This is a genomic window from Paracoccus thiocyanatus, from assembly GCF_900156255.1.
GTDB lineage: Bacteria > Pseudomonadota > Alphaproteobacteria > Rhodobacterales > Rhodobacteraceae > Paracoccus > Paracoccus thiocyanatus.
Genome location: NZ_FTMK01000002.1, coordinates 201027 through 227361, shown reverse-complemented (window position 1 = coordinate 227361; position 26335 = coordinate 201027). Strand labels below are relative to the sequence as shown.

Genomic DNA, 26335 nt, shown 5'->3' with positions numbered 1-26335 from the left:
TCATGAACATAAACCTTGCCCCGGTTCTGGCCGTGCTGACCGCCCTGGCCGGCGGCACGGCCGCGGCCGCGGCCGAAACCCCGCCCGCGGCCACCGTCTTCGAAGAGGATGGCAGCATCGCGCAATCGCTGAGCGGTGCGCCCGGCGACCCCCAGGCGGGCCGGCAGACGATGGAGGCCCGCGGGCTGGGCAATTGCTACGCCTGCCACCTGGTCGAGGCGACGCCCGATATCCAGTTCATGGGCGATATCGGGCCCGCGCTCGACGGCGCGGGAAGCCGCTGGAGCGCCGCGCAACTGCGCGGGATCGTGGCGGACGCCAAGCACACATTCCCCGATTCCATGATGCCCAGCTTTTACAAGTCCGCCGGCTTCCTGCGACCCGGAGAGGGCTATACCGCCAAGCCCGCCACCGAACCCTTGCCGCCGCTTCTGACGGCCCAGCAGGTCGAAGACGTGGTGTCCTATCTGCTGAGCCTGAAGTGAGACGGGCTGACATACCGCCGGGCGATCGCCGGCCATTCTGCGCCCGGCAGCACGCCCTGCCAGTGCGCGACTGCCGCGATGTTGCAGTAAAAGGGAGGAAACGAGTGATGAATTACGCAATGGGGCTGGCTGCCGTCCTGTCGGCGGCTTTCGGACTGGCCGCGCCGCTTTACGCCGCAAGCGAGCCCGAGACCGTCGCGCCGATCTCGATCAACGAGGGCGAAATCGAACTTGCGACCGAGGCCGAGGCCCCGGCGCATCTGAACGGTGCGCTGCCGAAGATCTGGTCCGGCTGGCTGTTTCGCGACGCGACGACCCAGTCCATGCAGATGGACGATTTCGAAAACCCGGCCATGGTGTTCGTCGACCAGGGCCTGGACCTGTGGGACCAGCCGGATGGCGCCGAGGGCAAATCCTGCGCCGATTGCCATGGCAGCATCGACGACAGCATGAAAGGCGTGCGCGCCGCGATGCCGAAGATGTCCGAGGACGGCACCGACCTGTGGTCGCTTGAGAACTTCGTCAACAACTGCCGCACCACCCGCATGGGCGCCGAGGCATGGGGGTGGTCCAGCGCGCCGATGGAATCCATGACGCTGGCGATCTCGATGGCGTCGCGGGGAATGCCGGTCGATGTCGCCATCGATGGGCCGGCGCAAAGCTGGTGGGACAAGGGCAAGGAAATCTACTATAGTCGCTACGGGCAATTGCAGCTTTCCTGCGCCAACTGTCACGAGGATCACTATGGCGACTGGATCCGCGCCGATCACCTGAGCCAGGGTCAGATCAGCGGCTTTCCGGTCTATCGACTGAACGGAGCAGGCGTGGTCTCCATTCACGAACGTTTCTTCGGCTGTGTCCGCGACACGCGCGCGGAACCTTTTGCGCAGGGCAGCCCGGAATTTCGCGCGCTGGAGCTTTACGTCTCGTCTCGCGGCATGGGATTGCCGGTCGAGGGGGCGTCCGTCCGCCACTGAACAAGGTTCCCCGGCGGGTATCACAAACCGGGCCGGGAAGCCAAACGGGGGAAGGCGGATGATCGACTTGCGCATTCGGGCCGGCGGCGGCCCGGACCTTGCCACCCGGCCCGCGCCGCTGGGCCCGCTTTGCATATGAGGACCGATGTCTAACCCATCCCAACTTTCTGGTCCGGCAACAGGCCTGGGCGATCTATACCGCGCCGTGTGGCGCTGGCATTTCTATGCGGGGCTGCTGGTGCTGCCCTTCCTGATGACGCTTTCGATCACCGGCGCGGCCTATGTTTTCCGCGACGAGATCGACAATTGGTATCATGCGGATTTCAAGCGCGTGCAGGTGCAAGAGACGCAGCGCGTCTCGGCCTCGACGCTGGTCGCGCTGGCGGTCGATGCGGTGCCGGGGGCGGCGGTGAAATACACCGACCCGGCCGATCCCGGCGCGTCGGCCGAGGTGACGGTCGCCACCGACGATGGCAGGGTGGCGGTCTACGTCAACCCCTATAACGGGCTGGTGCTGGGGGCGATGCCGGACCAGACCACCTTGATGTGGACGATGCGCCACCTGCACAGCCTGAAATATTTCGGCACCTGGACCCGCTATCTTATCGAGATCGCGGCGGGCTGGTCGATCCTGCTGGTCGGCACCGGCCTTTACCTGTGGTGGCCGCGGGGACAAAGCGGCGGGGTCGTCTCGGTCCGGGGCACGGCGCAAAGGCGGGTGTTCTGGCGCGATCTTCACGCGGTGACGGGGCTGGGCGTGGGCTTCTTTGTCGTCTTCCTGGCCGTGACCGGGATGCCCTGGTCGGGGGTCTGGGGCGGCAAGGTGAACGAATGGGCCAATGGCAACAATTTCGGCTATCCCGACGGGGTCCGGGTCAATGTGCCCATGTCCGGGCAAAAGCTGGACGACATCGCCAGGACCTCGTGGTCGCTGGAACAGGCGCGCATCCCCGAAAGCCCGCTGCCGGGCGGCGGCGGCCAGCCGATCACGCTGGACGATGCGGTGGCCGAATTTGACCGGCTGGGCCTGCATCCGGGTTATGCGGTCGGCCTGCCGGCGGGGCCGGCCGGCGTCTTCAGCGGCTCGGTCTATCCCGACGACCTGGACCGGCAGCGCGTCGTGCATCTGGACCAGTATTCGGGCAAGCCGCTTCTGGACATGAGCTATGCCGATTACGGTCCGCTGGGCAGATGGCTGGAATGGGGGATCAACACCCATATGGGCCAGACCTTCGGCCTGCTGAACCAGGTCCTGCTGCTGGCGGCCTGCGCGGCGATCATGCTGCTTGCCGTTTCGGCCGCGGTCATGTGGTGGAAGCGGCGGCCGGCGGGATCCCTGGGCGTGCCGCCCTTGCCGCAGAACCGGCGGGTGTTTCGCGGCCTGATCGCCATTCTGGCGGTCGGCGGGCTGGTCTTTCCCCTGGTCGGCGCCTCGCTGCTGGTCATGCTGGCGCTGGACATCGCCTATGTGCGGATCGGCCGGCGCGCAAGGGAAGCCGCCGCCTGAGCCCCACCCGGCGCCGGCAAATGGCCAGACCGGAAAGCCGCCCGCGCCGAGCATTCGGCGCGGGCTTGCCGCCGGGTCGGGGCACCCCCTGCGATGAAGCGCGGGGAACGAAGCCCGCCGGCGTGGCATCTCGCCCCAGCCTGGATGCCCGGCAAGCTTGCAAATTTATTGCAATCACGACCTGGCTGTGCAAAGATTTTTGCATGGTCCGCCCCTTGGGCCGATCCGTTCTCGTCCGACAGGGAAAGAAACATGAACAAGCTCATCAAATTCGCCAGCAGCGTCGCCTTGGCCCTTGGCATGACCTCGGCCGTGCAAGCCGCCGATCTGGTCGTGGCGACCGACACCGCCTTCGTTCCGTTCGAGTTCAAGCAGGGCGACAAATATGTCGGCTTCGACATCGACATGTGGGACGCCATCGCCAAGGACCTGGGGGCCGAATATGAACTGCGCCCGATGGATTTCGCCGGCATCATCCCGGCGCTTCAGACCGGGCAGGTCGATGTGGCGCTGGCCGGAATCACCATCACGGACGAGCGCAAGCAGGCCATCGACTTTTCGGACGGATATTACGATAGCGGCAACCTGCTGATGGTCGCGGCCGACAGCCCGATCCAAAGCCTGGACGACCTGGCCGGCAAGACCATCGCGGTCAAGACCGGCACCGCCGCCGCAGGCTGGGCCGAGGAGAACCTGAAGGACACGACGCTGCGCAAGTTCCCCAATATCGACAACGCCTATCTGGAACTGCGGGCGGGCAATGTCGACGGCGCATTCCACGACACGCCGAACGTGCTTTACTATATCAAGACCGCCGGCGACGGCCAGGTCCGCGCGGCCGGCGACCAGGTCATGGCGCAGCAATACGGCATCGCGTTCCCCAAGGGCAGCGAACTGGTGTCCAAGGTCAATGAAATCCTGGCCAAGATGAAGGAAGACGGGCGCCACGACGCCATCTATGAAAAGTGGTTCGGCGCCAAGCCGGCGAAGTGACCGGCGCCTGATCCGCACGGGATGCGGGCGCGCCCCGCATCCCCCCACGTCCCGCAGAACCGGAGGCCTCGGTGGAAATCGACTGGTCCGTAATCCCCTCATTCCTGCCGCAACTGGTGGCGGGCGCGAAAGTGACGCTGACGATCGCCTTCTGGGGCCTTGTCATCGGCACGGCGCTTGGCTTCCTGGTCGGGCTGATGCGCGCCTATGGCAATCGCGTCGTGAACGCGCTGGCGCTGGTCTATGTCGAACTGATGCGGGGCACGCCCATCGTCGTGCAGGTGATGTTTCTTTACTTCGCGCTGCCGATCCTGACCGGCATCAGGATCAATCCCATGGCCGCCGCGATCCTGTCGATCGGCGTCAATGCCGGGGCCTATATCGCCGAGATCGTGCGCGGCGCGCTGCTTTCGATCCCCAGGGGCCTTAGCGAGGCCGGGCTTGCCATGGGCCTGCCGCGCTGGAAGGTGCTGGTCCATATCGTCGGGCCGCTGGCCTTTCGCCGCCTGATCCCGCCGCTGGGCAACCAGTATATCGTCTCGCTCAAGGACACCTCGCTTTTCATCGTGATCGGGGTGGCGGAACTGACCCGCACGGGACAAGAGATCATGGCCTCGAACTTTCGCGCGGTCGAGATATGGACCGCGGTCGGCGTCTTCTACCTGATCATGACCGGCGTGCTGTCGCTGGTCCTTCGCATCATCGAAAAGCGCATGAGGATCCTGTGAGCATCATCGAGTTCCGCAAGACCTCGAAAACCTTTGGCCAGGTGACTGTGCTGGACCAGGTGGACCTGAATATCGACAGCGGCGAGGTCGTGGTGCTGATCGGCCCGTCGGGTTCGGGCAAGTCGACGCTGCTGCGCTGCATCAACGGGCTGGAACAGATCACCGGCGGCGACCTTGTCGTGGACGGTATCTCGGTCAAGTCGGGCAACGCCAACCTGCGCCAGATCCGGCAAGAGGCCGGGATGGTGTTCCAGCAGTTCAACCTGTTCCCGCAGATGACGGCGCTGGAGAACGTGGCCTTCGGTCCGCGCCAGGTGCGCGGCCTGGCCAAGGCCGAGGCCGAGGCGCAGGCCCTGGCGCTTCTGGACAAGGTCGGACTGAAGGAACGCGCCCGGCATTTCCCGTCCGAGCTTTCGGGCGGCCAGCAGCAGCGCGTCGCCATCGCCCGTGCGCTGGCCGTCAGGCCCAAGGTGATGCTGTTTGACGAACCCACCTCGGCGCTGGACCCCGAGCTGAAGCAAGAGGTGCTGAACGTCATGCGCCAGCTTGCGCAAGAGGGGATGACCATGGTCGTCGTCACCCATGAGATGAGTTTTGCCAAGCAGGTCGGCACCCGGCTGATCTTCATGGAACACGGCAAGATCTCGGTGGATGGCGAGCCGCGGCAGATGATCGACAACCCGCCGTCGGACCGGCTGAAGGACTTTCTGCAACATGTCTGAATCCCATGAACTGGGGTGGCGCCGGATCGGCGGCCCCCCGCACGAGATCGGCCGGGCGCTGGGGCTTGCCGGGCGCAAGGCGGTGCATCGCCACCTGCTGTCTTCGGACTATTTCCGCGACATCACCGGCCCGGCCCATGCGCCGGCGGTCGCCCGGATGGCCCAGGCGACCCGCGCCCGCTTTCCGGCGATCTGGGCGGAAATCGAGGGGCTGGCCCAGGGGTTGGACCTGCCGGTCGACCAGGTTTTCGCCTGGAACTGCCGCGGCGATCTGCGCGCGCGCATGCCCGATGGCTGCACCACGGTCATGGTGCCGGGCGACGAGCCGGTGCTGGCGCATAACGAGGACGGCCTGCCATTCTTTCGCGGCGCCTGCTTCATCGCCGAGGTTGCGGGTGCGGATGCGCCGGCATTCCGCGCCTTTTGCTATCCCGGCTCGATCCCCGGCCATACCTTTGCATTCAACCAGGCGGGGCTGGCGCAGACGGTGAACAACATCCGCCTGACCGGGGTCGAGCCGGCGATCCCGCGCATGGTCCTGGGCCGCGCGGTCATCGGCGCGCGCAGCCTGGACCAGGCGCTGGCGATCCTTGAAACCGACGCCGGCTCTGGCGGCTTTCACTTCGCGCTGTCCAGCACCGCGGACCGGCGCGTCCTGTCGGTCGAGTTCGGGCGCAACGAGGTGTCGGTGGTCCAGGTGGACGCCCCCACCGCCCATGCCAATCACGCGCTGCATCACCAGGGCGGGCTTGCAAGCCAGATCGTCACCGATTCCTCGCGCGACCGCCAGGTCCGGGCCGATGCGCTGCTGGCCCAGGGCCTGGACCCCCTGGCGATCCTGCGCGACGAAAGCGGCGCCGGCCTGCCGATCCGGCGCGACGCGGCGGATGATCCCGACGACGAAAACACCCTGGGCACCGCCATCCTGCGCCTGACCTCCAAGGGTATCCGCTGGAGCATCCATGACCGACCCGCTGGACCCCCTGCCTATTCCGGCACCGGCTTCTAGGCCGCGCCCGCCGGAAAGCCTTGAAGAGCTGCGCGCGCTGGCGCTGGCCATCGCGCGCGGGCAGGCCCAGGTTTCGCTGGGTCCCAGGGCGCGGGCGGCGCTGGGACAGTTGCTGGAACTGTCCGGCCATCCGGCGCTTTTGTCGATCACCACCCTGGCCGAGCATCTGGGGGTGAACCCGTCGACCCTGACCCGGCTTGCCCATGCGCTTGGCTATTCCGGCTTTCCGGGGTTGCAGCGGGCGTTGCTGTCGGATGCGCTGATGGCCCCAGGGCTGTTCTATGCCCGCCAGGCCGAAGGGGCGATCCAGGCGGGCAGCGATACCCGCGCCGCGGTCAGCCGGCTGGCGCGCGAAAGCCAGGCCAATATCGGCTGTTTCGTGGACCGTTTCGACGAGGCTGCCTTTGAAACCGCGGTGCGGATGATCATGGAGGCCCCCCGCGTGGTGGCCCATGGCATCCGCCAGTTTCACGCCATGGCGTCATTCCTGGTCTATGGCCTGCGGATGATCCGTTCGGACGTGACGCTGCTGGACGCCAACAACCTGGGCATTGCCGAGGGGCTGGCGGCGATGGGTCCTGGGGATGTGCTGGTTTCGGTCAGTTGCAGACCCTATTCCGCGCTGGTGATCGAGGCCGCGACCGTCGCGCGGGAACGAGGCGTGGGCACGGTGGTCTTTACCGACCTGGCAAGTTCGCCGCTGGTCGAAACCTCGCAGGCGGCGATCCTGGTCGGGCACCAGTCCAGCTTCATCTCGAACAGCATCGGCGCCTTCATGGTCGCCGCCGAATGCCTGATCAACGCCTGCGCGGCGCATAGTCCCGACCAGACCCGCGCCGCCCTGCAACGCCGGGCCGAGATGATCCGGCGCCTGGGGATCGAGGTCTAAAGCCGAGCTACCAGATCCCGCACCCGTGCCGCATTGCTTTCGGCGATGCTGCCGTCGGGCTGGTGAAGATTGTTTTCGAACCCGATCCGTGCCTTGCCGCCCAGGCGGATCGCCTGGATCAGGCAGGCGGTTTCGTGCCGGCCAAAGGCGCAAAGCCCCCAATCGACCTCGCATCCCGCAAGGATCGCCGCGCGGCGCGCGACATCGGCGGGGTCGGAAACCTGGCCTTCGCTATAGCGGCCCAGAACATGCAGGATCTGGGCCGGACCTTCGGGGATCACCCCTTGGGCCCGCAGGTGCAGGAAGTGGCGGCAGTCATCCGCGTCATACAGGATATGCTGCACGTCGATCCCCTGGTCCCGGCAAAAGGCGAACAGATCCGCGGTCTTTGCAATCTCGCCATCCGACAGGATCTCGCGCAGCCCGATCGAGACATGGCGCGGCATCAGCCCCCGGACCAGCGCCCGCTGTTCTGCCGCCGTATGGACGCCGACCGCCTCGGTCGTGACCTGCACGAACAGGCCGGGAAAGGCGCGGTCGGTTTCGGCCAGCAACTCGCGGTAAAGCCCCAGGTCCAGGCTGTGGCGGCCCTGGGCGTCGCGGACATGGGCGTGCAGCCCGTCGGCGCCCGCCTCGACCGCCTGCCGGGTCTCGTCGATCAACTCGGCCACGGTCATCGGCAGTCGCGGATGGTCCGCCCTGGTCTTGCGCGCCCCGTTCGGCGCCAGCATGATCCGCGGCAGCCGCATCAGCCGACCGTCGCCCGGATCGCGTCCGAGATGCGCTGGACGATCAGGTCGATCTCGTCGGGCTGGATGATATAGGGCGGGGCCAGCAGGATATGGTCGCCGCGAACGCCGTCGATGGTGCCGCCCATCGGATAGGAAATCAGCCGGCGCGCCATCGCCTCGCGCTTGATGCGGGCATGGGTCCTAAGCGCGGGGTCCAGCGGCTCCTTGCTGTCGCGGTCGGCGACAAGCTCGATGCCGCAGAACAGCCCGCGCCCCCGGATATCGCCGACATTCGGATGCCGGCCAAGTTCGTCCGCCAGGCCGTCGCGCAGGCGCTGGCCCATGGCGCGCACGTTTTCCATCAGTCCCGGACGCGCCATGATCTCGACCACCTTGTCGGCGGCGGCGGCGGCCACCGGATGCCCGATATAGGTGTGGCCGTGCTGGAACAGGCCCGAGCCATCGCGGAACGCGTTGTAGATATCCGCCGACAGCAGCACCGCGCCGATGGGCTGATAGCCGCCGCCCAAGCCCTTGGCGACGGTGACGATATCGGCGACGATGCCGTCCTGTTCATGCGCAAAGATGGTGCCGGTCCGGCCCATGCCGCACATCACCTCGTCCAGGATCAGCAGCACGCCGTATCTGTCGCAGACCTCGCGGATGCGGCGGAAATAGCCCTCGACCGCCGGCACCGCGCCCAGCGTCGCGCCGACCACCGGCTCGGCCACGAAGGCGATGACCTGGTCGGAACCCAGTTCGACGATCTTGTCCTCAAGTTCCTGCGCCAACCGCGCTGCGTAGTCCTGCGCGGTTTCATCCGGGCGCTGGTCGCGCCAAGCATAGCAGGGCGAGACATGGTGCGTCTGGGGCAGGATCGGCTGGAACTGCGCCCGCCGCCAGGCATTGCCGCCCGTTGCCAGCGCGCCGATGGTATTGCCGTGATAGCTTTGCCGGCGCGCGATGATATGGCGGCGCTGCGGCTGGCCGATCTCGACGAAATACTGCCGCGCCATCTTCAGCGCCGCCTCGACCGCCTCGGACCCGCCCGAGACCAGATAGACGTAATCCAGCCCCTGGGGCGCCAGATCCACCAGCCGGTCGGCCAGGCTTTCCGCCGCCTCGGTGGTGAAGAACGAGGTGTGCGCATAGGCAATCGCGTCCATCTGCCGGCGCATCGCGTCCAGCACCTCGGCATTGCCGTGGCCGATGCTGGTCACGGCCGCCCCGCCCGAGCCGTCGATATACCGCCGCCCCTGGGCATCGGTGATATAGACGCCTTGTCCGCAAACCGCGCGGGGCAATTCGGGTCCGATGCTGCGATGGAGGATTCGGGTCATGATGCGTTGTCCTGATGGCGCAAGGCAGGGAATGACCAAAGGAATAGCAGCTTCGCGGTGAAGCGCAACAAATGATTCTTGCGTTCATGAAGCGATACGATTGTATCATCGGCGGAAGCGCCGCGCCTATTCCCGCTTCGGGATCGCGCCGGCATAGGTGTTAAGGCTGGCCAGATGCTGATCGACCTTGCGCAAGGCGTCCAGCGCCGCGTCGCGATCGCGCGTCGCCAGCAATCCGCACAAGACCTCGGACACGGCCAGCGCCGGGGCAAGCGTATGGAAGAAGATCGGGCTTTGCGTGGTGCAAAGCACAAGCTCGTCGGCAAGCGATGCCAAGGGCGAGACCTCGCTATCGGTGATTGCGACGATGCCCATGCCCTTTTCGCGCGCGGCCTGGGTCAGTTCCAGGCTGTGCCGGGCATAGGGATTGACCGAAATCGCCAGCAGGACATCGTCGGCTGCGGCATGCATCAGCCCGTCGCCATCCGTCCCGGCAGGACCGTCCAGATGTTCGGTCTTTTCGCCCAGCAGGGTCATGACATAGTGGAAATGCCAGGCCACCAGATGGCATGAGCGCAGCCCCAGGACATAGATCCGGCGCGCCTGGGCCAGCCGCTCGGCGGCGGCAGCAAGCCGGGCGATCGAATCCGGCTCGCTCAGCCGGGCGATCTGCGACGACATGCTTTGCAGCATCTGCGCGGCCAGGCCCTGACCGGGCATGGGCGTGCGTTCCTGTTGCGCGGCAAAGCCGTCGACCCGCGCGCGGATGGCCTTGGCATGATGGGCCCGGATGCCTTCGTAACCGTCAAAGCCCAGGAATTTGGCCAGCCGCGTCATGGTCGCCGGCTGCACCCCGGCATTGCGCGCCAGTTCCCGCATCGAGACCAGCGCCACTTCGTCGGGATGGGCCAGGATATGCCGCGCCGCCTGTTGCAATTGCGGCGCCATCGCATCGAAACGGCCGATGATCCGGCTGCGCAATGCATCATTCTGGGGCATGTCGGTTCTCGATCTCTCGGCTTTTGGACGGCAAGCTTGCCTGATCGTCGTGGGAAAGCAACAGGTTTGCGGGGCGGGTGGAGACAGGGCCAATCGGCCGCCGTTTCGCCCGGCGGCGGAAGGCCGCCTGCCCGTGGCGGCGCGGATTGACAGCTTTGCCGGCGGCTGGCGTAGTTAAGACTTCACCACATCGAGGGCAAGCGCATGGCTCGGATTGACGGCACGAACAATTCCGAAACCCTGGTCGGGACCTTCCTGTCCGACGATATCTATGGTTTCGGCGGCAACGACATCCTGCGCGGGGCCTTTGGCGCCGACTGGCTTTATGGCGAGAACGGCAACGATCAGCTTTTCGGCGGCTTCCAGGACGACCGGCTTTACGGCGGCAATGGCGCCGACACGCTGAACGGCGATGACGGGGACGATTATTTCGACGGCGGCGCCGGTGCCGACCTGATGCGCGGCGGCTCTGGCAATGACATATTCGACCAGACCAGCCTGACCGAGGCGCCGGGCGACAGGATCTTCGGCGGGGCAGGGATCGACCTTCTGCGCCTGGATTTCGGCGCCGTGGCTGGTGCGGTCAATTTCGCCATTCAGGACCCGACGGTAACGGTCACGATGCGGTTCGGCTCGGCCCCGGCCTTTACCTTCCGCGAGATCGAAGCCTTCGAGATCGAGGGCAGCGATTACGCCGACCGCCTGGCCGGCTGGCTGAACGACGACACGCTGTCGGGCGGCCTGGGCGCCGACACGCTGCTGGGCGGTATGGGCATGGACAACCTGTCCGGCGACGACGGCAACGACCTGTTGCGCGGCGGGGTCGATGATGACGACCTTTATGGCGGTGCCGGCAATGACACGCTGCTGGGAGAGGTCGGCCGCGATGGGATCGAGGGCGGCAGCGGGAACGATACCGTAAACGGCGGCCAGGGCGACGACGACCTGGAAGGCGGCACCGGCCGCGACCTGCTGATCGGCGGCGACGGCAATGACGACCTGTCCAGCGACACCTATTATACCGATGCCGGGTACGAGCGGGACGTGCTTCACGGCAATAAGGGCAACGATTCGTTGTGGATCGGCATCAACGACCATGCCGATGGCGGGCTGGGGCTGGACCGCATCCATGTCGATTTCCGCCAGGCAACCGCGGATCAGGTCTGGGCCTTTTCGCCAGCGGCCAAGCAGTTCGCCAACGGCACCCGCGTCGTCAATGCCGAGGTGCTGGACTATGACGGCGGCAGCGGCCGGGACCTGATTACCGGGTGGAACCATGCCGACCAGATCAATGGCAATGGCGGCAACGACCAGCTTGCCGGCGGGCGCGGCAACGACACGCTGGACGGCGGCCGCGGCAACGACCTGCTGCGGGGCGGGGACGGCAACGACCTGCTCTATCACGAATCCGGCCAGGACACCCTGCGCGGCGAGGGCGGCAACGACCGCTTGTTCATCGGCTTCGACGAGAACGTGAACCAGCCCTACCGGGTCGTGGTCGATGGCGGGATGGGCGTCGATGTCGTCAGCTTCAGCAGCTATGAGTTGGGCGCGGTCGTCGACCTGGCCGATCAGTCGCGCAATACCGGGCTTGCCCATGGCAAGACGCTGCACAATGTCGAGGTGCTGGAGGGCACGGTGCTGGACGACCTGTTCCTGGGCGGCGGCGGCAACGACACCTTCCGCGGCGGGGTCGGCAGCGATGTGCTGAACGGCCGGATGGGGAACGACGTGCTGATGGGCGGCGACGATTCCGACGTCCTGACCGGAGGGCTGGGCCGCGATGTCTTCGATTTCACCGATTATTCCGCCTATGAATGGCAAGGCGACGTGATCACCGATTTCCAGCGCGGCCAGGACGTGATGCGCCTGGACCGTTCGGATTTCGGCGCCGGGCTGCGGCTGGTCAATGCGGCCGATCCGGTGGTGGCGGGCGCCGCGGCCGCGCTGATCTTCGAAACCGACAGCAAGCGGCTTTGGTATGATGCCGACGGGGCAGGCGGCGGCGACAGCCCGCGGCTTATCGCGACGCTGAACGGCGTGGGCCAACTGGACCTGTCGGATTTCGTCTTCGTCTGACCCGGCGGCATCGCGCGCGCCGTGACGCCTGCGGCCTGGCCGGCCGCAAGCCCCGGCTTGTCCGGTGCCGGGGCGATGCACGCGCATCGCAGGGGCTTTTGGAACCGCTGGACTTGGATGGCGCTGGCCCGGACGCATCTTATTTGCAGTTGGCTGACCCAGGTCCGTTCCAACTTTCGCGGCCTTCGCGCCTGCCTGCTCTTGCCCGGCGACAGTAACCTCCAGGTGCTGGAGGCAGGGATTTGACGTGGTCTTTGTCGATTTGGATCAGGTCGGCAGGCAGCACTATCGCTTGCCGTTCTCGTCAGGTGCCTGTCTCATCGCCGAAAAGATCAGGTCCAAGTAGCTCTGCTCGTGAGCGGTTCTTGAGTATCGGTCTAGTTCCATATCGGTATTCGCCTGATAGTAAGCCGAGTTGCTCAGGACATTCTCGATTGCGCGCGAAATGGCTGGAATATCTCCGGGAGGGGCAAGTTCACCATTTCGTCCAGGGAAGATCATCTCTCTGGGGCCGAAATCCACATCGTAGCTGACAACGGGGCATCCGTGGGTCAGAGCCTCCAGGATCGACAAGCCGAATCCCTCGGTGAGCGTGGGATAAATCGCAAGCCGGGCCGAGCTAAACACAGCACCAACATCATCGGTGTATCCCATCAGCTTGACCTACGCCGCACAGCCAAGTTCATCGATCACGCCTTGGAGGATTGGAGCGTCCTTTCCATCGCCGTAAATATGGTATTCGACGTCCGGGAACTTATGCCGGACCATGTCAAATGCGCGGATGCATTCATCTATCGGCTTTCCGGAAACGTCCAATCTGGACACCGTCACGATGTTTTCTCGCGTGGCGCTGCCGCCGCCCTTTGCGGTATATAAGTGCGGAACAACGTGAATGGGACTTGTGGGAGACAGGTCCCGCAGCAGAGTGTCTTTGTGCCTGTTCGTCGTGGTCGCGATGGCGTTTCCGTCAAATGCTTCGATCAGCGTCCTGGCGCGGGGATTGACGGTTCCATCCGGCGACCGATGATCCGCATGTAAAAACAAGATTTTCGGCGCCTTGACGGCGCTGGAAAGATAGGCGGACGAAACTCCGTCGATGAAGAATACCGACCTTTCGTCAAGCACGGAGACGTAGCTTTTATAAAAACGAACGCCGTTGAAAAACTTGACCCCGCTTAATTCATTCTTATCCTCAGATAAACTGGTGTCCGTCCATCAGGCGTGTCGAAACCAGAATTCCGTTGCTATAGTCGCGAAGGACGGTGCGGCCGTCTGGCAGGGCCTGTCGGATTTGATGGATGACTCCGTTGATCCAAAACAATGTCTTGATGCCGTCGGTTTTGGAAAGGATGTTGGTGGTGGTCATGCTGACGGCGCCGACTTTCTTTGTTCTGCCCTCATAAGCAGGCTGCTCGCTTTTGTAATATACGGTCCTGCCGGTGAGATATACCCTGCGGTCGACTGCTGGCAAGGGAATAAAGCTTCCGGGCGGTTTTTCCTTCATACCGTCCGCGCCGAGGTCGAATATGGTCTTGTAAGCCACCTTCGGGTCAATAACTTCGCGCTCTTTCAGTATTTCGAATATCTCGCGTTGGCTCGTGCTGTGGGACATATTCAACAACACGGGCTCAAACTCGCCCAGTTGGGCAAGAAAATTCAAACGCCTGAAAACGGCCTTAACTTGCCGCCACCGCCTAGGCCGATGCGCTCGAAGATACTATATACTTTAATCAATTCCGTTACCCCAACACCGATAGACCCGCTTCTTATGCAGCAGATCCTCCGACTTCTCAAGCAAAGCCGACGTAGAAGCGTCACCCGAGCCGGGCCTTGGCGAAGACCCTTCAGCTAAAAACCAAACCAGCCGGTCCAGTTTCAGGGACAATTCCACGAAGCAACGCGGAACGTGGCCTCTGCTCGCCCCACCTCGTGCGGTGCTTTTTTATCGAGAAACCGCCTGTAACAGCGAAGACAAACGCAGTTCGCGCGGCAAACTGACCGGGGTGATTGCCGAAAAAACCAAGGGCGCGCCCGGTGTCAACCTGGCGCGCTTGGTCGATGCTGCGGAGGGCTGGCGCGGCATAAAGACCAGAGCGGGCGGGGCAGGGCGCCCGCCCGATCAAGCCTGGAAACAACAAGACCACTTAACCACTTACTACTCGGGCGTTATGGACCTGGAAGCCCAGCCGCACAACCTGACGTTTTGGTCAAGTCGGCCAGAATCTCGCAACCGTTCCTGCCTAAAAGGCCAGCTTCATTTGCAAGCAGCGGTGGGGCATGCATTGCGATGTGCGTGTTTTGATTGCGATCCAGCGGGCATTTCAATCAGCGGTTTTCAGGTGGGGAGGTTTTTTCGTGACGCATATTTTGTTCGGTATGAAAGCGGATTGGTCCGAGGCATTGGCAAAGGGTACTGCCGCGGCCGGGATCAAAAGCGAAATGGCGGATCTGCGGCATGCCGACCTTTCCGGCTTTGACGCGGTCGTGCCGCTGACGCTTTGGGATCGCGGCTTTCTTGCGCAGCGGCAGGTCCGGGGCGAAACCTTCAACGCACTGTTTCCCTCGGCCGCTGCGCAGGGGAATTGCGACGACAAGCTGCGGTTCAACCGGATTCTCGCCGGTGCCGGCCTGGGCGAATTTGTCCCGGCGCTTATCGCCGACCCGGCCGATCTGCCCGCCGGCACCCCGATCATCGTCAAGCGGCGCCATGACGAATGGGGCAAGTTGTCGCGGATCGTCCACGTCCAGGCCGGCTTATCTGCGATCCATGATCCGGCCAAGGAATTTCTTCAGGAATATATCGGCGGCACCCTGGAGCTTTCGGCGCATCTTTTGCTGCGCGGCGGCCGGATTATCTTTGCCCGCACAGCCCGGTTCGAGATGCCGGACGTTCCGCATGTGAAGGGGATCAGCACCGGATACAAAAATCTGCAATGGCAGAAAGGTTCGGACCATCTTGACCTGTTCTCTCGGATCCTTGCCGCGGTCGGATTCGATGACGGGACCTGTTGCATCGACTTTCGCGAGGTCGAGGGAAAGCCAAAGATTTTCGAGATCAACCCTCGCATGGGCGGTTCGTTGACCGGGAATGTGGGCGACTATCTGCGCTGCTATCTTGCCGCTGTGCAAGCGCCGCAGCAGGTCGTGGCGTTGCGGGCCGCGGCCTGATCGCCCGTCGCCCGCCGGGGCGACGGCGCTGCCAACCCTGCGGGCGCCGCGCCGTCGCGCGCATAGTCGCGCAATCCATCCGATTCTCGAAACATATCGGCTTGGGTGCGACAATGTCGCGCAGCCAAGCGCGTCGCCCTGGCGGGGTCGCGCCAAATCCACCGGCGTCCTGGATTTCGCCTTCTGGGAACCACCGCCAGCCCATGCTCCTGGCCCGAACGCGCAAACCGCCCGCCTGGTTGACCGGCGGGCGGCAGAATTTAAGCGCCGTGGGGCAGGGCCGTACCCGCCCCCCCCGGCCGGCGGATCAGTTCACCAGCAGCTTTCCGTTGCTGGCGTGGCGCATCGCCAGGCGCCGGCCCGTCCGGCCCGCGACGATGGTGCGCGCCGGCACCGGCTGGCCATCGGCCAGTTCGGGGAACAGCGAAAGGATTTCGCGCTGCGCCGCCGGACCGATGGCGCGCAGGGCCTGGGCGCCGGTGAACAGGGATTCCGTCTTGGCCCCATTCGAGACGACCACCTGGTGATCTTCGAACAGCAGGTGGAAATATTCGACCTCGGCGAGGTCATGCGCGATCTCGATACCGTCAAGCGCCAGCAACTGCTTGCTGGCGACAAGCACCTCGGCCGCGCCGAACATGCGCTGCGCGATCCTGGAGCGCACCAGCACGCGGTGCTGGGGCGAAACCAGCAGGTCGCGCACCGGCATGGCGTTGCCCAGGGCATGGGCCTTGATGCGGATCGGGCGCAACTGCGGCTGCTGCGCCATGCGGTCGGCCGTGACCACCGTCGAGCCGATCCAGCGCAGCGGCTGCAACCCCTTGTCGCGCGTCATGACCAGATCGCCGGCCTTCAGCGCCTCGATGGCGGTTTCCCCGGCTTCGGTCAGGATCATCGTGCCGCGGGCAAAGCAGGTCACGCCGACATTGACAAAGCCCACATCGGTCGTGCCCGTGCCATCGTCGATCTTGTAGCTGATCGTTTCCACCCCAAGGGACGCGGCGCTGGCAAAGGTCAGGGTGCCGTCGGCATTCAGCGTGACCGTCGTGCCCGAAAGCAGCGTCACGCTGTCGCCGGCCACGACATCCTGGCCGTTGATCTGGGTGATGACCAGCGTTGCGCCCTGGCCGCCGTGTCGTTGCCCAGCACGTCCAGCGTCAGGGAGCTGTTGCGCTCCATCTCGTCGTTGTCGTCATAGGCGATGACTTCGGTCTGGACGCTGTCCGCGGCAATCAGCAGGTTGGAATCGTAGGCACTGTCCCCGGCATCGGCGATGCCGATCCAGATCGTGTTCTCGACCCCCGGCGTCACCGGCGCCTTCAGCGTCAGGGTGACGGTAAACCCGTCCATCTCGGTGTTGTATTGGTCGCCGGTATTGTCGACATACAGGTTTTCATTGCTGGGGGTGATCGGATCCCCATCGTGGTTCGTGCCGCCCTGGGTGATATTGTCGATCGAGATATCGCCGCTGCCGATGGTCAGTTCGGCACGAACGCCGTTCACGAAGATGCCGACGGCGTCATTGAAGCCGGCATTGGCATATTCGGGATATTCCTCGGACGAGAAGACAAGCTGCATGGTCAGCGTCGACCCTTCGGGGATGAAGGTCGCCTGGATGATCGCAGCGTCTCTGGTGCCGACCCCCGCGATGTCGTCCAGCCGCGCATGGCCCGCCCCGGACATATTGGAGCCTGTCCCCCCAGCGTGGTTTGCCTCACCGCTGTCATTTGTGAAAGCGTCGGCGCGACCTGTGGACAGGATGATGCCGCCATCCGCCGGAACCACGCCGGGGGATACGGCTTCACCGTTCGAATAGATTCCTTTCGACGCAGAATTGCCGGTATAGCTGGCCGAAACGAGGGTTACGCCCCGTCCGAACATTTCCTCGGCCAATTGCATCGCATTTACAGACGTATCCACGGGAAGCTTGGTTGCCTGGACCATCGTCATGCACCTCTTTACGGTTGAAATTGCTACGATCAAAACTGAACGTTCCGGTGCAATAATGGGTCGGATGGCCGCCCGAACCCCTTTATTCGATTGCCGGGCAGGAAACGGCCGGAAAGATGCATTCCCGCCACAGCGCATGGCCCGGCGCCACTTACCGCCGGATTGCCAAGGCTGGATTCAGGGAACATCGCCGTGTCCAGCGGGTTGCCTAGTGCACAGGAGGATCAGATGAACAGCAAACCCGAACCAGGCGGCAAACCGGCCCGAGAGCGCACCACATATCCCAGCAACATGGAAGGCGAGCGCAAGGAACCGGATGGCCTGGGCCACGACAAGCCCAAGCCCTCGGATTCGCCGCCAGCCACCACGACGGTGGCGAACCCGGCCAAGGTCAAGCGCCCGGACTAAGGCCGACAGGCCCATGGCGGAATCAACCGTCAGGCGAACCATTGGTATGGCCGCCGTAGCGACCGCGCCGCCAGCGATCTTGCGGGCAGCTTGCTGCCTGCGTCGCGTTCCGGACTGGCCGATATTTTACATAACTTCGGTTATCAAGGAAACGGCACCCCGCGCCGGTGCGTGTAAAAGCGCGACAGGTCCAAAGCCGCCGCCTTGACGGAAATGGCGCCGGCCCCCGCCAAGCGCCCACCTTGCGCCCGACCCGGCGCGATGTCCGGCACCCCGCAACTGGCGGCGCGCTGGTTGCGCGCCGCAGGTCGCCGGCGGCAAGACCGTTTCGGTTATGCCTGCAAGCTGCGCACCCCGATTTCGCCTTCGCCGCGCGACTTGATCGCGGCGACCGCGGCTATGCTGCCGGCGGCGGTGGTGAAATACGGGATCTTGTCGTTCAGCGCCACCGCCCGGATCTCGCGCGAATCGGCTATCGCCTGCTTGCCTTCGGTGGTGTTCAGCACCATGGCGATCTCGCCGTTCTTCAGCCGGTCGACGATGTTCGGGCGGCCCTCATAGACCTTGTTGACCAGTTCCGTTTCCACACCGGCGCCGCGCAGGAATTCGGCGGTTCCGCGCGTGGCCACCAGGCGAAAGCCCATGGCGGTCAGGTCGCGCGCAGCCTGGGCCAGCGGCTCGGTCTTGTCGGCGTCGCGCACCGAAACAAAAATCAGGCCGGTTTCCGGCAGATGCGTCCCCGCCCCCATCTGTGCCTTGAGAAATGCGCGGGCAAAGTTGCGATCCCAGCCCATGACCTCGCCGGTCGAGCGCATTTCGGGGCCAAGCAGCGTGTCGACGCCAGAGAAGCGGGCAAAGGGCAGCACCGCCTCCTTGACCGAGAACCAGGGCGTCTGCGGATCGGCCAGCGTCAGCGGATCGGCAAAGGGCAGCGGATCGTCGGGCCCGACGCCTTCGGGATAAGCCGGGCGAAGCGGAAAATTCGCCATCGGCTCGCCCGCCATCAGCCTGGCGGCGATGGACGCGATCGCGCTGTCGGTGGCCTTGGCGACGAAGGGCACGGTGCGGCTGGCGCGCGGATTCACCTCCAGCACATAGATCGCGCCGTCCTTCAGCGCGAATTGCACGTTCATCAGCCCGACGACGTTCAGCGCGCGGGCCATGGCCTCGGTCTGGGTCTTCAACTCTGCGATGGTGGCGGCGTCCAGCGTATGGGGCGGCAGCGAACAGGCGCTGTCGCCGGAATGGACGCCGGCCTCCTCGATATGTTCCATGATGCCGGCGACATGGACGGTCTTGCCGTCGGACAGCGCGTCGACATCGACCTCGATGGCGCCGGACAGATAGCTGTCCAGCAGCACCGGGCTGTCGCCCGAGACCTGCACCGCCTCGCGGATATAGCGGTTGAGCTGCTCCATGTCGCGCACGATTTCCATCGCCCGGCCGCCAAGCACATAGGACGGGCGGATGACCAGCGGAAAGCCGATGCGGGTGGCGATCTCGATGGCCTCGTCGCCAGAGCGCGCGATGCCGTTCACCGGCTGCTTCAGGCCCAGGTCGTTCAGCAGTTTCTGGAAGCGCTCGCGGTCCTCGGCCAGGTCGATGGCGTCGGGCGTGGTGCCCAGGATCGGGATCCCCTCCTCTTCCAGCGCATTGGCCAGCTTCAGCGGCGTCTGGCCGCCGAGCTGGACGATGACGCCGTGCAGCGTGCCGTTTTCCTGCTCGATTGCCAGGATTTCCAGAACGTGTTCCAGCGTCAGCGGCTCGAAATACAGCCGGTCCGAGGTGTCGTAATCGGTCGAGACCGTCTCGGGGTTGCAGTTGACCATGATGGTTTCATAGCCGGCCTTGGTCAGCGCGAAACAGGCATGGCAGCAGCAATAGTCGAACTCGATCCCCTGGCCGATGCGGTTGGGGCCGCCGCCCAGGATCACCACCTTCTTGCGGTCGCTGGGCCGAGCCTCGTTTTCCACGTCGCCCATCGCCGGGGCCTCGTAGGTCGAATACATATAGGGGGTCTGGGCCTCGAACTCGGCCGCGCAGGTGTCGATGCGCTTGAAGACCGGGTGCAGGTCATGGGCACGCCGCGCCTGGCGCAGCTCGGCCTCGGCCTTGCCGGAAAGCGTGGCCAGCCGGGCATCGGTAAAGCCCATCATCTTCAGCCGCCGCAAGCCCTCGGCATCCTGGGGCAGCCCGCCTTCGCGAACGGCATTCTCGGCATCGACGATTTCGCGCAGCCGGGCCAGGAACCAGGGGTCGAAGCTGGTGGCGTGCTGGATCTCGTCGTCGGAAAGCCCGTGGCGCATGGCCTGGGCGATCAGGCGCAGCCGGTCCGGGGTCTGCTGGCTGATCGCCTTGATCACCGCCGCCTTGTCGGGGGCGCCGGGGATCTCGATCTCGTCAAGCCCGGTCAGCCCGTTCTCCATCGAGGTCAGCGCCTTTTGCAGCGATTCGTGGAAGCTGCGGCCGATGGCCATGACCTCGCCCACCGATTTCATCGCCGTGGTCAGTTCGGGCTTGCTGCCCGGAAACTTCTCAAAGGCAAAGCGCGGGATCTTGGTCACGACATAGTCGATCGACGGCTCGAAGCTGGCCGGCGTGACCATGGTGATGTCATTGTCCAGCTCGTCCAGCGTATAGCCGACCGCCAGCTTGGCGGCGATCTTGGCGATGGGAAAGCCGGTGGCCTTGGACGCCAGCGCCGAGGACCGGCTGACCCGCGGGTTCATCTCGATCACCACCATGCGGCCGTCCTTGGGGTTGATCGCCCATTGCACGTTCGAGCCGCCGGTCTCGACCCCGATCTCGCGCAGCACCGCGATGGAACCGTTACGCATGCGCTGATATTCGCGGTCGGTCAGGGTCAGCGCCGGGGCGACGGTGATCGAATCGCCGGTATGCACCCCCATCGGGTCGACGTTTTCGATGGAACAGACGATGATGGCATTGTCGGCGCGGTCGCGCACCACCTCCATCTCGTATTCCTTCCAGCCCAGCAGGCTTTCGTCCACCAGCACCTGCGCCACCGGCGAGGCTTCCAGCCCCGAGCGCACGATACGTTCGTAATCGTCGCGGTTATAGGCGACGCCGCCTCCGGTGCCGCCCAGGGTAAAGGCCGGGCGGATGATCGCCGGCAGGCCGATCTCCTCCAGGTCCGCCAGGGCCTGGGCGATGCCGGCGGCGATATCGTATTTGCCGCTGGCCAGCTTCGGCGCGGCGACGATGGTGGCCTTGGGGTTTTCCAGGCCGATCCGGTCCATGGCCTCGCGAAACAGCTTGCGGTCCTCGGCCATCTCGATGGCGGCGCGCTGCGCTCCGATCAGCTCGACCCCATAGCGGTTCAGCACCCCCATGTCGGCCAGCGCCAAGGCGGTGTTCAGGCCGGTCTGCCCGCCCATGGTCGGCAAAAGCGCGTCGGGCCGTTCCTTGGCGATGATCTTTTCCACCACCTCGGGGGTGATCGGCTCGATATAGGTGGCATCCGCCATCTCGGGATCGGTCATGATCGTGGCGGGGTTCGAGTTCACCAGGATGACCCGGTAGCCCTCTTCGCGCAGCGCCTTGCAGGCCTGGGCGCCGGAATAGTCGAATTCGCAGGCCTGCCCGATGACGATGGGACCGGCACCGATGATCAGGATGGATTTGATATCGGTTCTTTTCGGCATGTCGGTCCCCAGGGCTTGCGGCTGATAAATCGTCCGGGGTTATATCCATGGCGGGCGAAGTCGCAAGGGTCCGCGCCGCCCGCCCGGCCAAAAATCCGCCGCCGCGGCAAGAGGCGCCGCCCCGGCGCGACGCCCGGCTCTTCACCGTTTCCCAAATACTCCTGCGGCCGTGCCGCCGGGCGAAAGCTCAAGCCTGCGCCTTGCCCTTCTTCAGCGTCTTGCCATGGCTCGCGATCCAGTCCATGGCCGCCAGCAGCACGCCCGAGACGACGAAGACCAGGTGGATCACCACCATCCAGCGGATATGCTGGGGGTCGTATTTGCCGACATCCATGAACACTTTCAGCAGATGGATCCCCGAGATCGCCACGATCGAGGCCACCAGCTTCAGCTTCAGCGCCGAGAAATCGACCTCGCCCTGCCAGTCCGGCCGGTCCTCGTGCCCGCTCAGGTCCATGCGGCTGACGAAATTCTCGTAGCCCGAAAAAATCACGATCAGCAAAAGATTTGCCGCCAGGCTCAGGTCGATCAGCGCCAGGACCCCCAGCACCGCGTCGTTGACGGTCATCACCGGCAGGATGCCGATCAGGTGCCAAAGCTCCAGCGCAAAGACCCAAAGCAGGATCAGCAGCGACAGCGCCAGGCCGACATAGATCGGCGCCATCATCCAGCGGCTGGCGAAAAGGCTGCGTTCGAGAAGGCGTTCCATGAATGCTCCAGAATGAATATCGGCCCGCGCTATATATATCCGGCCGCGCCGCCCGAAAGGGGGCACGGGGACGCGCCCTTTCCGATCAGCGCCCCCAAAGCCCCGGCGCGACAAAACGCCGCCGCGTTGGCCCCCTGTGCAGGACGCCCGCCGCCGGCTGCCGACGCCCACGCGCCCTGCCCCGCCGCTTCAGCTTTTTTTCTGGATATTCGGACCCGCGGGCCTAACCCGCCGCCTGGTCCTCGGCCTTCTGCGCCAGCGCCTCGGCCCGCGCCGCCAGCTCGGCCATGGCTTCTGACAGGCTTTCGGGCACGACCGGCACTTCGACCCGCTGCGGATTGCTCTTCAGCCGCGCCAATTCGCGCTCCAGCGAGGCGACGCGGTCCTCCAGCGCCGCGGTGCGGTCGGCCAGCATCAGCCCCGAGAGCAGCAAAAGCCGCGGCTCGGGCATGCGTCCGGCCTGCTCCAGGATCACCCGCGCCTCGGTGTCCAGCAGGCCGGCCGCGCGTTTAAGCAGCCGTTCCTCGCCCTCCTGGCAGGCCAGGGTATAGGATTTGTGCCCGATCGAAAAATCCACTTGCGCCATTCTTCAGCCCCTTTCGCCGTCCAGATCGTCACCATCTCCGGCCGCCGCCGGCTGCAAGGCGGGGGCGGCAGGGTCCGGCGCGCCGACCATGCGCTCCAGCGCCTCGACGATCTCGCCCATCTGCGCGACTTCGGCGGCGCGGGCGGCGTGCAGCGATTCGATCTCTGCCGCCATCGCGGCGCGGATGCCGTCGGGGTCCCCCTCGCCCTCGCGCGCGTCGATCAGGTTGCGATTGGCCTCGGCCAGCGCGTCGTTGGCCGCCGAAAGCCGCGCCGCCTCTTGCCCCGAACGAAGCAGGCGCGCATGCGCTTCTGCCAGTCGCGCCTCGCAGGCGTCCAGCGTCGCCGCCTCGCGCTCGTGCAGCGCGGCAAGCTCCTGGGAAAGCCGGCGGTTTTCGGCCTCTAGCGCGTCAAGCCGCGCCCCGGCTTCCGGGTCGGCAACGGTCTGCGCATGCTCCGCGCGCGCCAGGGCCGTGCGGTCCAGGAAGCGGTCGATGCGGTCCAGGGCGGCGATCAGCCGCCTTTCGCTGGCATTCAGGTCGTTTCTCATCGGCCAGGATCCTTTCGGGTCGCTTGTCCTTTGGGCTTGCCCCGTTTTCGCATTGCATCGGCCATATGACAAGGACGGGTGGCGGCGGGCGGGGTTTCCCGCCCGGACTGCGGCGCGGCATCGGCTTTTCAGCCGCCGAATCGGGCCCTATAAGGCGTCCAGCCTGCATGAGGAGAGAACGCGATGCGCCGCGCAAAGATCACCCGCGAAACGGCCGAGACGCAGATCGAGGTCGAGCTGGACCTTGACGGCACCGGCCGCTACGACAACCGCACCGGCATCGGCTTTTTCGATCACATGCTGGACCAGTTGGCGCGGCATTCGCTGATCGACCTGTCCCTGCGGGCCCAGGGCGACCTGCATGTCGACGATCACCACACGGTCGAGGATAGCGGCATCGCCATCGGCCAGGCCCTGGCCCGCGCGCTTGGCGACAAGAAGGGGATCCGCCGTTACGGTTCGTTCCACCTGGCGATGGACGACGCGCTGGTGCGCGCGGCGCTGGACCTGTCGGCGCGGCCCTATCTGGTCTGGAACGTGGATTTCCCGGCGCAGAAGATCGGCACATTCGACACCGAGCTGGTGCGGGAATTCTTCCAGGCGCTTTCCACCCATGGCGGCATCACCCTGCATGTGGACCGCATCCACGGGCTGAACGCCCATCACATCGCCGAGGCGGCCTTCAAGGCCGTTGCCCGCGCCCTGCGCGAGGCGGTCGAGCCCGACCCGCGCATGGCCGGCGTGCTGCCCTCGACCAAGGGGGCGCTGTGATGCGGGTGGCGCTGGTCGATTACGACAGCGGCAACCTGCATTCCGCCGAAAAGGCCTTTGCGCTGATGGGGCGCGAGGCGGGGGCCGAGGTGGTGGTGACGTCCGACCCCGACGCCGTCGCGCGCGCCGACTGCATCGTGCTGCCGGGCGACGGCGCCTTTCCGGCCTGCCGCGCGGCGCTTGACGCCGTGCCGGGCATGGTCGAGGCGCTGCACGAGGCGGTGATCGCCCGCGCCGTGCCCTTCATGGGCATCTGCGTCGGCATGCAGATGCTGGCCGAGATCGGGCATGAATATCGCGACACCCAGGGCCTGGGCTGGATCGGAGGGCAGATCGTGGCCATCGACTCGCCCGGCCTGAAGGTGCCGCATATGGGCTGGAACGACCTGACCGTGCTGCGCCCGCATCCGCTGCTGGACGGGATCGCGACCGGCGATCACGCCTATTTCGTGCATGGCTGGCAGTTTCGCCCGGCCGAGCCCGCGCATCTTTTGGCCAGCGCCGATTACGGCGGGCCGGTGACGGCGGTGGTGGGGCGCGACAATATCGTCGGCACCCAGTTCCACCCGGAAAAATCCCAGGCCGTGGGGCTGCGCATCATCGGCAATTTCCTGCGCTGGCGACCGTAAGGATGCGGGCCGGGGCGGCGCGCGGGTTTGCGCGGCCGCCCTGCCCCGGTCGCGCAGGCCGGTCTAGCCGCGGCGCAATTGCTCAAGCAGCGCGGCCGAAGGCTCGCCCGTCACCGGCAGCCCGCGCGACGCCTGATAGGCGCGAATGGCGCTGATGGTGTTCGAGCCGACATTGCCGTCCACGCCCTGGGTGTCGAAGCCCCGCGCGCCCAGCAGGCGCTGCATTTCCTTGCGCTGCTCGATCCGTAGGCCGGGATGGTCGGCGGGCCAGGGATTGGCCAGCCCCGGATAGCCGCGCAGCCGGTCCGCCAGATGCGACACCGCCAGCGCATAGCTGTCGGCATTGTTGTAGCGCAGGATGGCGTGGAAGTTGCGGGTGATCAGGAAGGCCGCACCCGAGGCGCCGCCGGGCACGATCAGTTCGGTCGAGGTGCCGGCGGGCGGCAGCGGCCGCTGGTTGGCCTGGCGCAGGCCCAAGGACTGCCATTCCGCGACGCTGCGCCGCTTGCCCTTGCCGGCCAGCCCCATGTTGAAGCCGGGCGGCAGCGTGACCTCGACCGCGGCCGGCAATCCGCGCTGCCAGCCCGATTTCGCCAGGTAGTTCGCCGCCGAGGCCAGCGCGTCCGAAGGATCGTTCGACCAGATGTCGCGCCGCCCGTCGCCGGTGAAATCCACCGCATAGGCCAGATAGGTCGTCGGGATGAACTGGGTGTGGCCCATGGCCCCGGCCCAGCTTCCGGTCATGTGGCCGGGGTCGATATCGCCCGATTGCAGGATCTTCAGCGCCGCCATCAACTGGCTGCGAAAGAATTCGCCGCGATAGCCCTCATATCCCAGGGTGGCCAGGCTTTCGATCAGCGGCAAGTCGCCCCGCCGCTCGCCATAGGTCGATTCCATGCCCCAGACCGCGGCGACGATTTCCTTGTCGACGCCATAGGTCGCCTCGATGCGGCTCAGCACCCCGCCATATTGCGCCAGGGCGGCGCGGCCATTGGTCTGGCGCTTTTCCGAAACCGCGTTCTCCAGGTATTCCCACAGCGATTTCTTGAACTCGGCCTGGTTTTGCGACCGGCGCACCACCTCGGGGTTATAGGTCACGCCGCGGAAGGCGAAATCCAGGGTGCTGGCGCTGATGCCCTGGCTGCGGGCGCGGCCCTTGAAGCCTTCGACCCAGCTATTCAGCCCGGCCACCTTGGCCGCCGGAGGATTCTGGTCGCGGCCCCATTTGATCTCTTGCCCCTGCTGGGAAACGCCCGCGCCGGGATAAGGACCCGCGCAGCCCCCCAGCAACAGCGCCATGGTCGCCAGCGTCGCCGTCAGTCGCATCGAAAACCGCATTCCTGTCCCCTTGGTCCTGCGTTTTGCCCAAGCCTAGCGCCCCATCCCCGGCGCCGGAACCCCGGAATTTTCCCGGCGGCGTAAGGCCGCCTTTCCGGCGGCG

26 protein-coding genes are annotated in these 26335 nt (G+C 65.4%); 13 read left to right on the top strand and 13 right to left on the bottom strand.

The window, feature by feature from the left end:
- Nucleotides 1-2: 2 nt before the first annotated feature.
- From soxX to F3H32_RS02440, 8 genes are all read left to right on the top strand, one after another.
- Nucleotides 3-485 (top strand): sulfur oxidation c-type cytochrome SoxX, encoded by a 483-nt coding sequence (gene soxX / locus F3H32_RS02475; protein WP_149764089.1) that lies wholly within the window; start codon nucleotides 3-5, stop codon nucleotides 483-485.
- Nucleotides 486-592: 107 nt separating this feature from the next.
- On the top strand, nucleotides 593-1462 hold the full coding sequence (soxA, locus tag F3H32_RS02470) for a sulfur oxidation c-type cytochrome SoxA (RefSeq protein WP_223191322.1): 870 nt from the start codon (nucleotides 593-595) through the stop codon (nucleotides 1460-1462).
- A 145-nt stretch (nucleotides 1463-1607) separates the two neighbouring features.
- Complete coding sequence (locus F3H32_RS02465; protein ID WP_149764087.1) at nucleotides 1608-2969, top strand: PepSY-associated TM helix domain-containing protein; 1362 nt, start codon at nucleotides 1608-1610, stop codon at nucleotides 2967-2969.
- A 252-nt stretch (nucleotides 2970-3221) separates the two neighbouring features.
- Nucleotides 3222-3962: a glutamine ABC transporter substrate-binding protein GlnH gene (gene glnH, locus F3H32_RS02460; protein WP_149764085.1), complete on the top strand. Its 741-nt coding sequence runs from the start codon at nucleotides 3222-3224 to the stop codon at nucleotides 3960-3962.
- A gap of 71 nt (nucleotides 3963-4033) precedes the next feature.
- Complete coding sequence (gene glnP, locus F3H32_RS02455) at nucleotides 4034-4690, top strand: glutamine ABC transporter permease GlnP (RefSeq protein WP_115754466.1); 657 nt, start codon at nucleotides 4034-4036, stop codon at nucleotides 4688-4690.
- A complete protein-coding gene (glnQ, locus tag F3H32_RS02450; protein WP_316700654.1) occupies nucleotides 4687-5412 on the top strand; it encodes a glutamine ABC transporter ATP-binding protein GlnQ in 726 nt (241 codons plus the stop codon). The genes glnP and glnQ overlap by 4 nt, the downstream gene beginning before the upstream one ends.
- Entirely contained in the window at nucleotides 5405-6421 is a 1017-nt protein-coding gene (locus F3H32_RS02445) for a C45 family autoproteolytic acyltransferase/hydolase (RefSeq protein WP_149764081.1), read from the top strand. The genes glnQ and F3H32_RS02445 overlap by 8 nt, the downstream gene beginning before the upstream one ends.
- Nucleotides 6375-7310 carry a MurR/RpiR family transcriptional regulator gene (locus F3H32_RS02440; protein ID WP_149764079.1) on the top strand — a complete coding sequence of 312 codons (936 nt, stop codon included), beginning with the start codon at nucleotides 6375-6377 and terminating at the stop codon, nucleotides 7308-7310. The genes F3H32_RS02445 and F3H32_RS02440 overlap by 47 nt, the downstream gene beginning before the upstream one ends.
- Here F3H32_RS02440 and F3H32_RS02435 read toward each other — a convergent pair.
- The 3 genes from F3H32_RS02435 to F3H32_RS02425 all read right to left on the bottom strand — a co-directional run bounded on the left by F3H32_RS02435 (nucleotide 7307) and on the right by F3H32_RS02425 (nucleotide 10380).
- Nucleotides 7307-8059, bottom strand: coding sequence for a BKACE family enzyme (locus F3H32_RS02435; RefSeq protein ID WP_316700650.1), 753 nt, complete (start codon nucleotides 8057-8059; stop codon nucleotides 7307-7309). The two genes, F3H32_RS02440 and F3H32_RS02435, sit on opposite strands and share 4 nt — an antisense overlap.
- On the bottom strand, nucleotides 8059-9381 hold the full coding sequence (locus F3H32_RS02430) for an aspartate aminotransferase family protein (RefSeq protein ID WP_149764075.1): 1323 nt from the start codon (nucleotides 9379-9381) through the stop codon (nucleotides 8059-8061). The genes F3H32_RS02435 and F3H32_RS02430 overlap by 1 nt, the downstream gene beginning before the upstream one ends.
- A 126-nt stretch (nucleotides 9382-9507) precedes the next feature.
- Nucleotides 9508-10380, bottom strand: a complete 873-nt coding sequence (locus F3H32_RS02425) for a MurR/RpiR family transcriptional regulator (RefSeq protein WP_149764073.1) — start codon at nucleotides 10378-10380, stop codon at nucleotides 9508-9510.
- Nucleotides 10381-10584: 204 nt separating this feature from the next.
- Between F3H32_RS02425 and F3H32_RS02420 the strand changes: the two genes are divergently transcribed.
- Nucleotides 10585-12459 (top strand): calcium-binding protein, encoded by a 1875-nt coding sequence (locus tag F3H32_RS02420; RefSeq protein ID WP_149764071.1) that lies wholly within the window; start codon nucleotides 10585-10587, stop codon nucleotides 12457-12459.
- A 285-nt stretch (nucleotides 12460-12744) separates the two neighbouring features.
- Here F3H32_RS02420 and F3H32_RS02415 read toward each other — a convergent pair whose 3' ends face one another.
- The 3 genes from F3H32_RS02415 to F3H32_RS02405 form a co-directional block, all read right to left on the bottom strand.
- On the bottom strand, nucleotides 12745-13113 hold the full coding sequence (locus F3H32_RS02415) for a glycosyltransferase family 4 protein (protein WP_149764069.1): 369 nt from the start codon (nucleotides 13111-13113) through the stop codon (nucleotides 12745-12747).
- A gap of 9 nt (nucleotides 13114-13122) precedes the next feature.
- Nucleotides 13123-13584, bottom strand: coding sequence for a glycosyltransferase family protein (locus F3H32_RS02410; RefSeq protein WP_149764067.1), 462 nt, complete (start codon nucleotides 13582-13584; stop codon nucleotides 13123-13125).
- Nucleotides 13585-13651: 67 nt separating this feature from the next.
- Complete coding sequence (locus F3H32_RS02405; RefSeq protein WP_188128566.1) at nucleotides 13652-14119, bottom strand: hypothetical protein; 468 nt, start codon at nucleotides 14117-14119, stop codon at nucleotides 13652-13654.
- Nucleotides 14120-14736: 617 nt separating this feature from the next.
- On the opposite strand from F3H32_RS02405, the gene F3H32_RS02400 reads away from it, so the two are divergent.
- Nucleotides 14737-15627 (top strand): hypothetical protein, encoded by an 891-nt coding sequence (locus F3H32_RS02400; RefSeq protein ID WP_149764063.1) that lies wholly within the window; start codon nucleotides 14737-14739, stop codon nucleotides 15625-15627.
- A 307-nt stretch (nucleotides 15628-15934) separates the two neighbouring features.
- On the opposite strand, the gene F3H32_RS02395 is transcribed toward F3H32_RS02400, so the two are convergent.
- Together F3H32_RS02395 and F3H32_RS02390 are read right to left on the bottom strand one after the other, a co-directional pair.
- Complete coding sequence (locus F3H32_RS02395; protein WP_223191321.1) at nucleotides 15935-16708, bottom strand: Hint domain-containing protein; 774 nt, start codon at nucleotides 16706-16708, stop codon at nucleotides 15935-15937.
- Nucleotides 16690-17508 (bottom strand): choice-of-anchor L domain-containing protein, encoded by an 819-nt coding sequence (locus tag F3H32_RS02390; protein WP_223191327.1) that lies wholly within the window; start codon nucleotides 17506-17508, stop codon nucleotides 16690-16692. The genes F3H32_RS02395 and F3H32_RS02390 overlap by 19 nt, the downstream gene beginning before the upstream one ends.
- 297 nt (nucleotides 17509-17805) lie before the next feature.
- Here F3H32_RS02390 and F3H32_RS02385 point away from each other — a divergent pair, with 297 nt between their 5' ends.
- Nucleotides 17806-17985, top strand: coding sequence for a hypothetical protein (locus F3H32_RS02385; protein WP_149764059.1), 180 nt, complete (start codon nucleotides 17806-17808; stop codon nucleotides 17983-17985).
- Nucleotides 17986-18317: 332 nt separating this feature from the next.
- Here F3H32_RS02385 and carB read toward each other — a convergent pair whose 3' ends face one another.
- The 4 genes from carB to F3H32_RS02365 all read right to left on the bottom strand — a co-directional run bounded on the left by carB (nucleotide 18318) and on the right by F3H32_RS02365 (nucleotide 23494).
- Complete coding sequence (gene carB / locus F3H32_RS02380; RefSeq protein WP_149764057.1) at nucleotides 18318-21650, bottom strand: carbamoyl-phosphate synthase large subunit; 3333 nt, start codon at nucleotides 21648-21650, stop codon at nucleotides 18318-18320.
- Nucleotides 21651-21837: 187 nt separating this feature from the next.
- Nucleotides 21838-22359: a TIGR00645 family protein gene (locus tag F3H32_RS02375; RefSeq protein ID WP_149764055.1), complete on the bottom strand. Its 522-nt coding sequence runs from the start codon at nucleotides 22357-22359 to the stop codon at nucleotides 21838-21840.
- Nucleotides 22360-22582: 223 nt separating this feature from the next.
- A complete protein-coding gene (locus tag F3H32_RS02370) occupies nucleotides 22583-22945 on the bottom strand; it encodes a cell division protein ZapA (protein ID WP_115754486.1) in 363 nt (120 codons plus the stop codon).
- Between the two features lie 3 nt (nucleotides 22946-22948).
- Nucleotides 22949-23494: a hypothetical protein gene (locus F3H32_RS02365; RefSeq protein ID WP_149764053.1), complete on the bottom strand. Its 546-nt coding sequence runs from the start codon at nucleotides 23492-23494 to the stop codon at nucleotides 22949-22951.
- Nucleotides 23495-23677: 183 nt separating this feature from the next.
- On the opposite strand from F3H32_RS02365, the gene hisB reads away from it, so the two are divergent.
- A complete protein-coding gene (hisB, locus tag F3H32_RS02360) occupies nucleotides 23678-24265 on the top strand; it encodes an imidazoleglycerol-phosphate dehydratase HisB (protein ID WP_149764051.1) in 588 nt (195 codons plus the stop codon).
- Nucleotides 24265-24894, top strand: coding sequence for an imidazole glycerol phosphate synthase subunit HisH (gene hisH, locus F3H32_RS02355; protein ID WP_149764049.1), 630 nt, complete (start codon nucleotides 24265-24267; stop codon nucleotides 24892-24894). The genes hisB and hisH overlap by 1 nt, the downstream gene beginning before the upstream one ends.
- Before the next feature lie 63 nt (nucleotides 24895-24957).
- Here the strand turns inward: hisH and F3H32_RS02350 are convergent, their stop codons facing one another.
- Nucleotides 24958-26232, bottom strand: a complete 1275-nt coding sequence (locus F3H32_RS02350; RefSeq protein WP_149764047.1) for a lytic murein transglycosylase — start codon at nucleotides 26230-26232, stop codon at nucleotides 24958-24960.
- Between the last annotated feature and the right edge of the window lie 103 nt (nucleotides 26233-26335).

What these genes read in the sequence shown, in the direction of transcription:
- hisB (WP_149764051.1), top strand. Translation starts at nt 23,678, where the DNA reads ATGCGCCGCGCAAAGATCACCCGCGAAACGGCCGAGACGCAGATCGAG.
- F3H32_RS02385 (WP_149764059.1), top strand. Translation starts at nt 17,806, where the DNA reads ATGAACAGCAAACCCGAACCAGGCGGCAAACCGGCCCGAGAGCGCACC.
- F3H32_RS02445 (WP_149764081.1), top strand. Translation starts at nt 5,405, where the DNA reads ATGTCTGAATCCCATGAACTGGGGTGGCGCCGGATCGGCGGCCCCCCG.
- F3H32_RS02400 (WP_149764063.1), top strand. Translation starts at nt 14,737, where the DNA reads ATGCATTGCGATGTGCGTGTTTTGATTGCGATCCAGCGGGCATTTCAA.
- glnH (WP_149764085.1), top strand. Translation starts at nt 3,222, where the DNA reads ATGAACAAGCTCATCAAATTCGCCAGCAGCGTCGCCTTGGCCCTTGGC.
- F3H32_RS02415 (WP_149764069.1), bottom strand. Translation starts at nt 13,113, where the DNA reads ATGGGATACACCGATGATGTTGGTGCTGTGTTTAGCTCGGCCCGGCTT.
- hisH (WP_149764049.1), top strand. Translation starts at nt 24,265, where the DNA reads ATGCGGGTGGCGCTGGTCGATTACGACAGCGGCAACCTGCATTCCGCC.
- F3H32_RS02465 (WP_149764087.1), top strand. Translation starts at nt 1,608, where the DNA reads ATGTCTAACCCATCCCAACTTTCTGGTCCGGCAACAGGCCTGGGCGAT.
- F3H32_RS02435 (WP_316700650.1), bottom strand. Translation starts at nt 8,059, where the DNA reads ATGCGGCTGCCGCGGATCATGCTGGCGCCGAACGGGGCGCGCAAGACC.
- F3H32_RS02365 (WP_149764053.1), bottom strand. Translation starts at nt 23,494, where the DNA reads ATGAGAAACGACCTGAATGCCAGCGAAAGGCGGCTGATCGCCGCCCTG.
- soxX (WP_149764089.1), top strand. Translation starts at nt 3, where the DNA reads ATGAACATAAACCTTGCCCCGGTTCTGGCCGTGCTGACCGCCCTGGCC.
- F3H32_RS02425 (WP_149764073.1), bottom strand. Translation starts at nt 10,380, where the DNA reads ATGCCCCAGAATGATGCATTGCGCAGCCGGATCATCGGCCGTTTCGAT.
- F3H32_RS02375 (WP_149764055.1), bottom strand. Translation starts at nt 22,359, where the DNA reads ATGGAACGCCTTCTCGAACGCAGCCTTTTCGCCAGCCGCTGGATGATG.
- soxA (WP_223191322.1), top strand. Translation starts at nt 593, where the DNA reads ATGAATTACGCAATGGGGCTGGCTGCCGTCCTGTCGGCGGCTTTCGGA.
- F3H32_RS02370 (WP_115754486.1), bottom strand. Translation starts at nt 22,945, where the DNA reads ATGGCGCAAGTGGATTTTTCGATCGGGCACAAATCCTATACCCTGGCC.
- F3H32_RS02350 (WP_149764047.1), bottom strand. Translation starts at nt 26,232, where the DNA reads ATGCGGTTTTCGATGCGACTGACGGCGACGCTGGCGACCATGGCGCTG.
- F3H32_RS02390 (WP_223191327.1), bottom strand. Translation starts at nt 17,508, where the DNA reads ATGTTCGGACGGGGCGTAACCCTCGTTTCGGCCAGCTATACCGGCAAT.
- F3H32_RS02440 (WP_149764079.1), top strand. Translation starts at nt 6,375, where the DNA reads ATGACCGACCCGCTGGACCCCCTGCCTATTCCGGCACCGGCTTCTAGG.
- F3H32_RS02430 (WP_149764075.1), bottom strand. Translation starts at nt 9,381, where the DNA reads ATGACCCGAATCCTCCATCGCAGCATCGGACCCGAATTGCCCCGCGCG.
- F3H32_RS02420 (WP_149764071.1), top strand. Translation starts at nt 10,585, where the DNA reads ATGGCTCGGATTGACGGCACGAACAATTCCGAAACCCTGGTCGGGACC.
- carB (WP_149764057.1), bottom strand. Translation starts at nt 21,650, where the DNA reads ATGCCGAAAAGAACCGATATCAAATCCATCCTGATCATCGGTGCCGGT.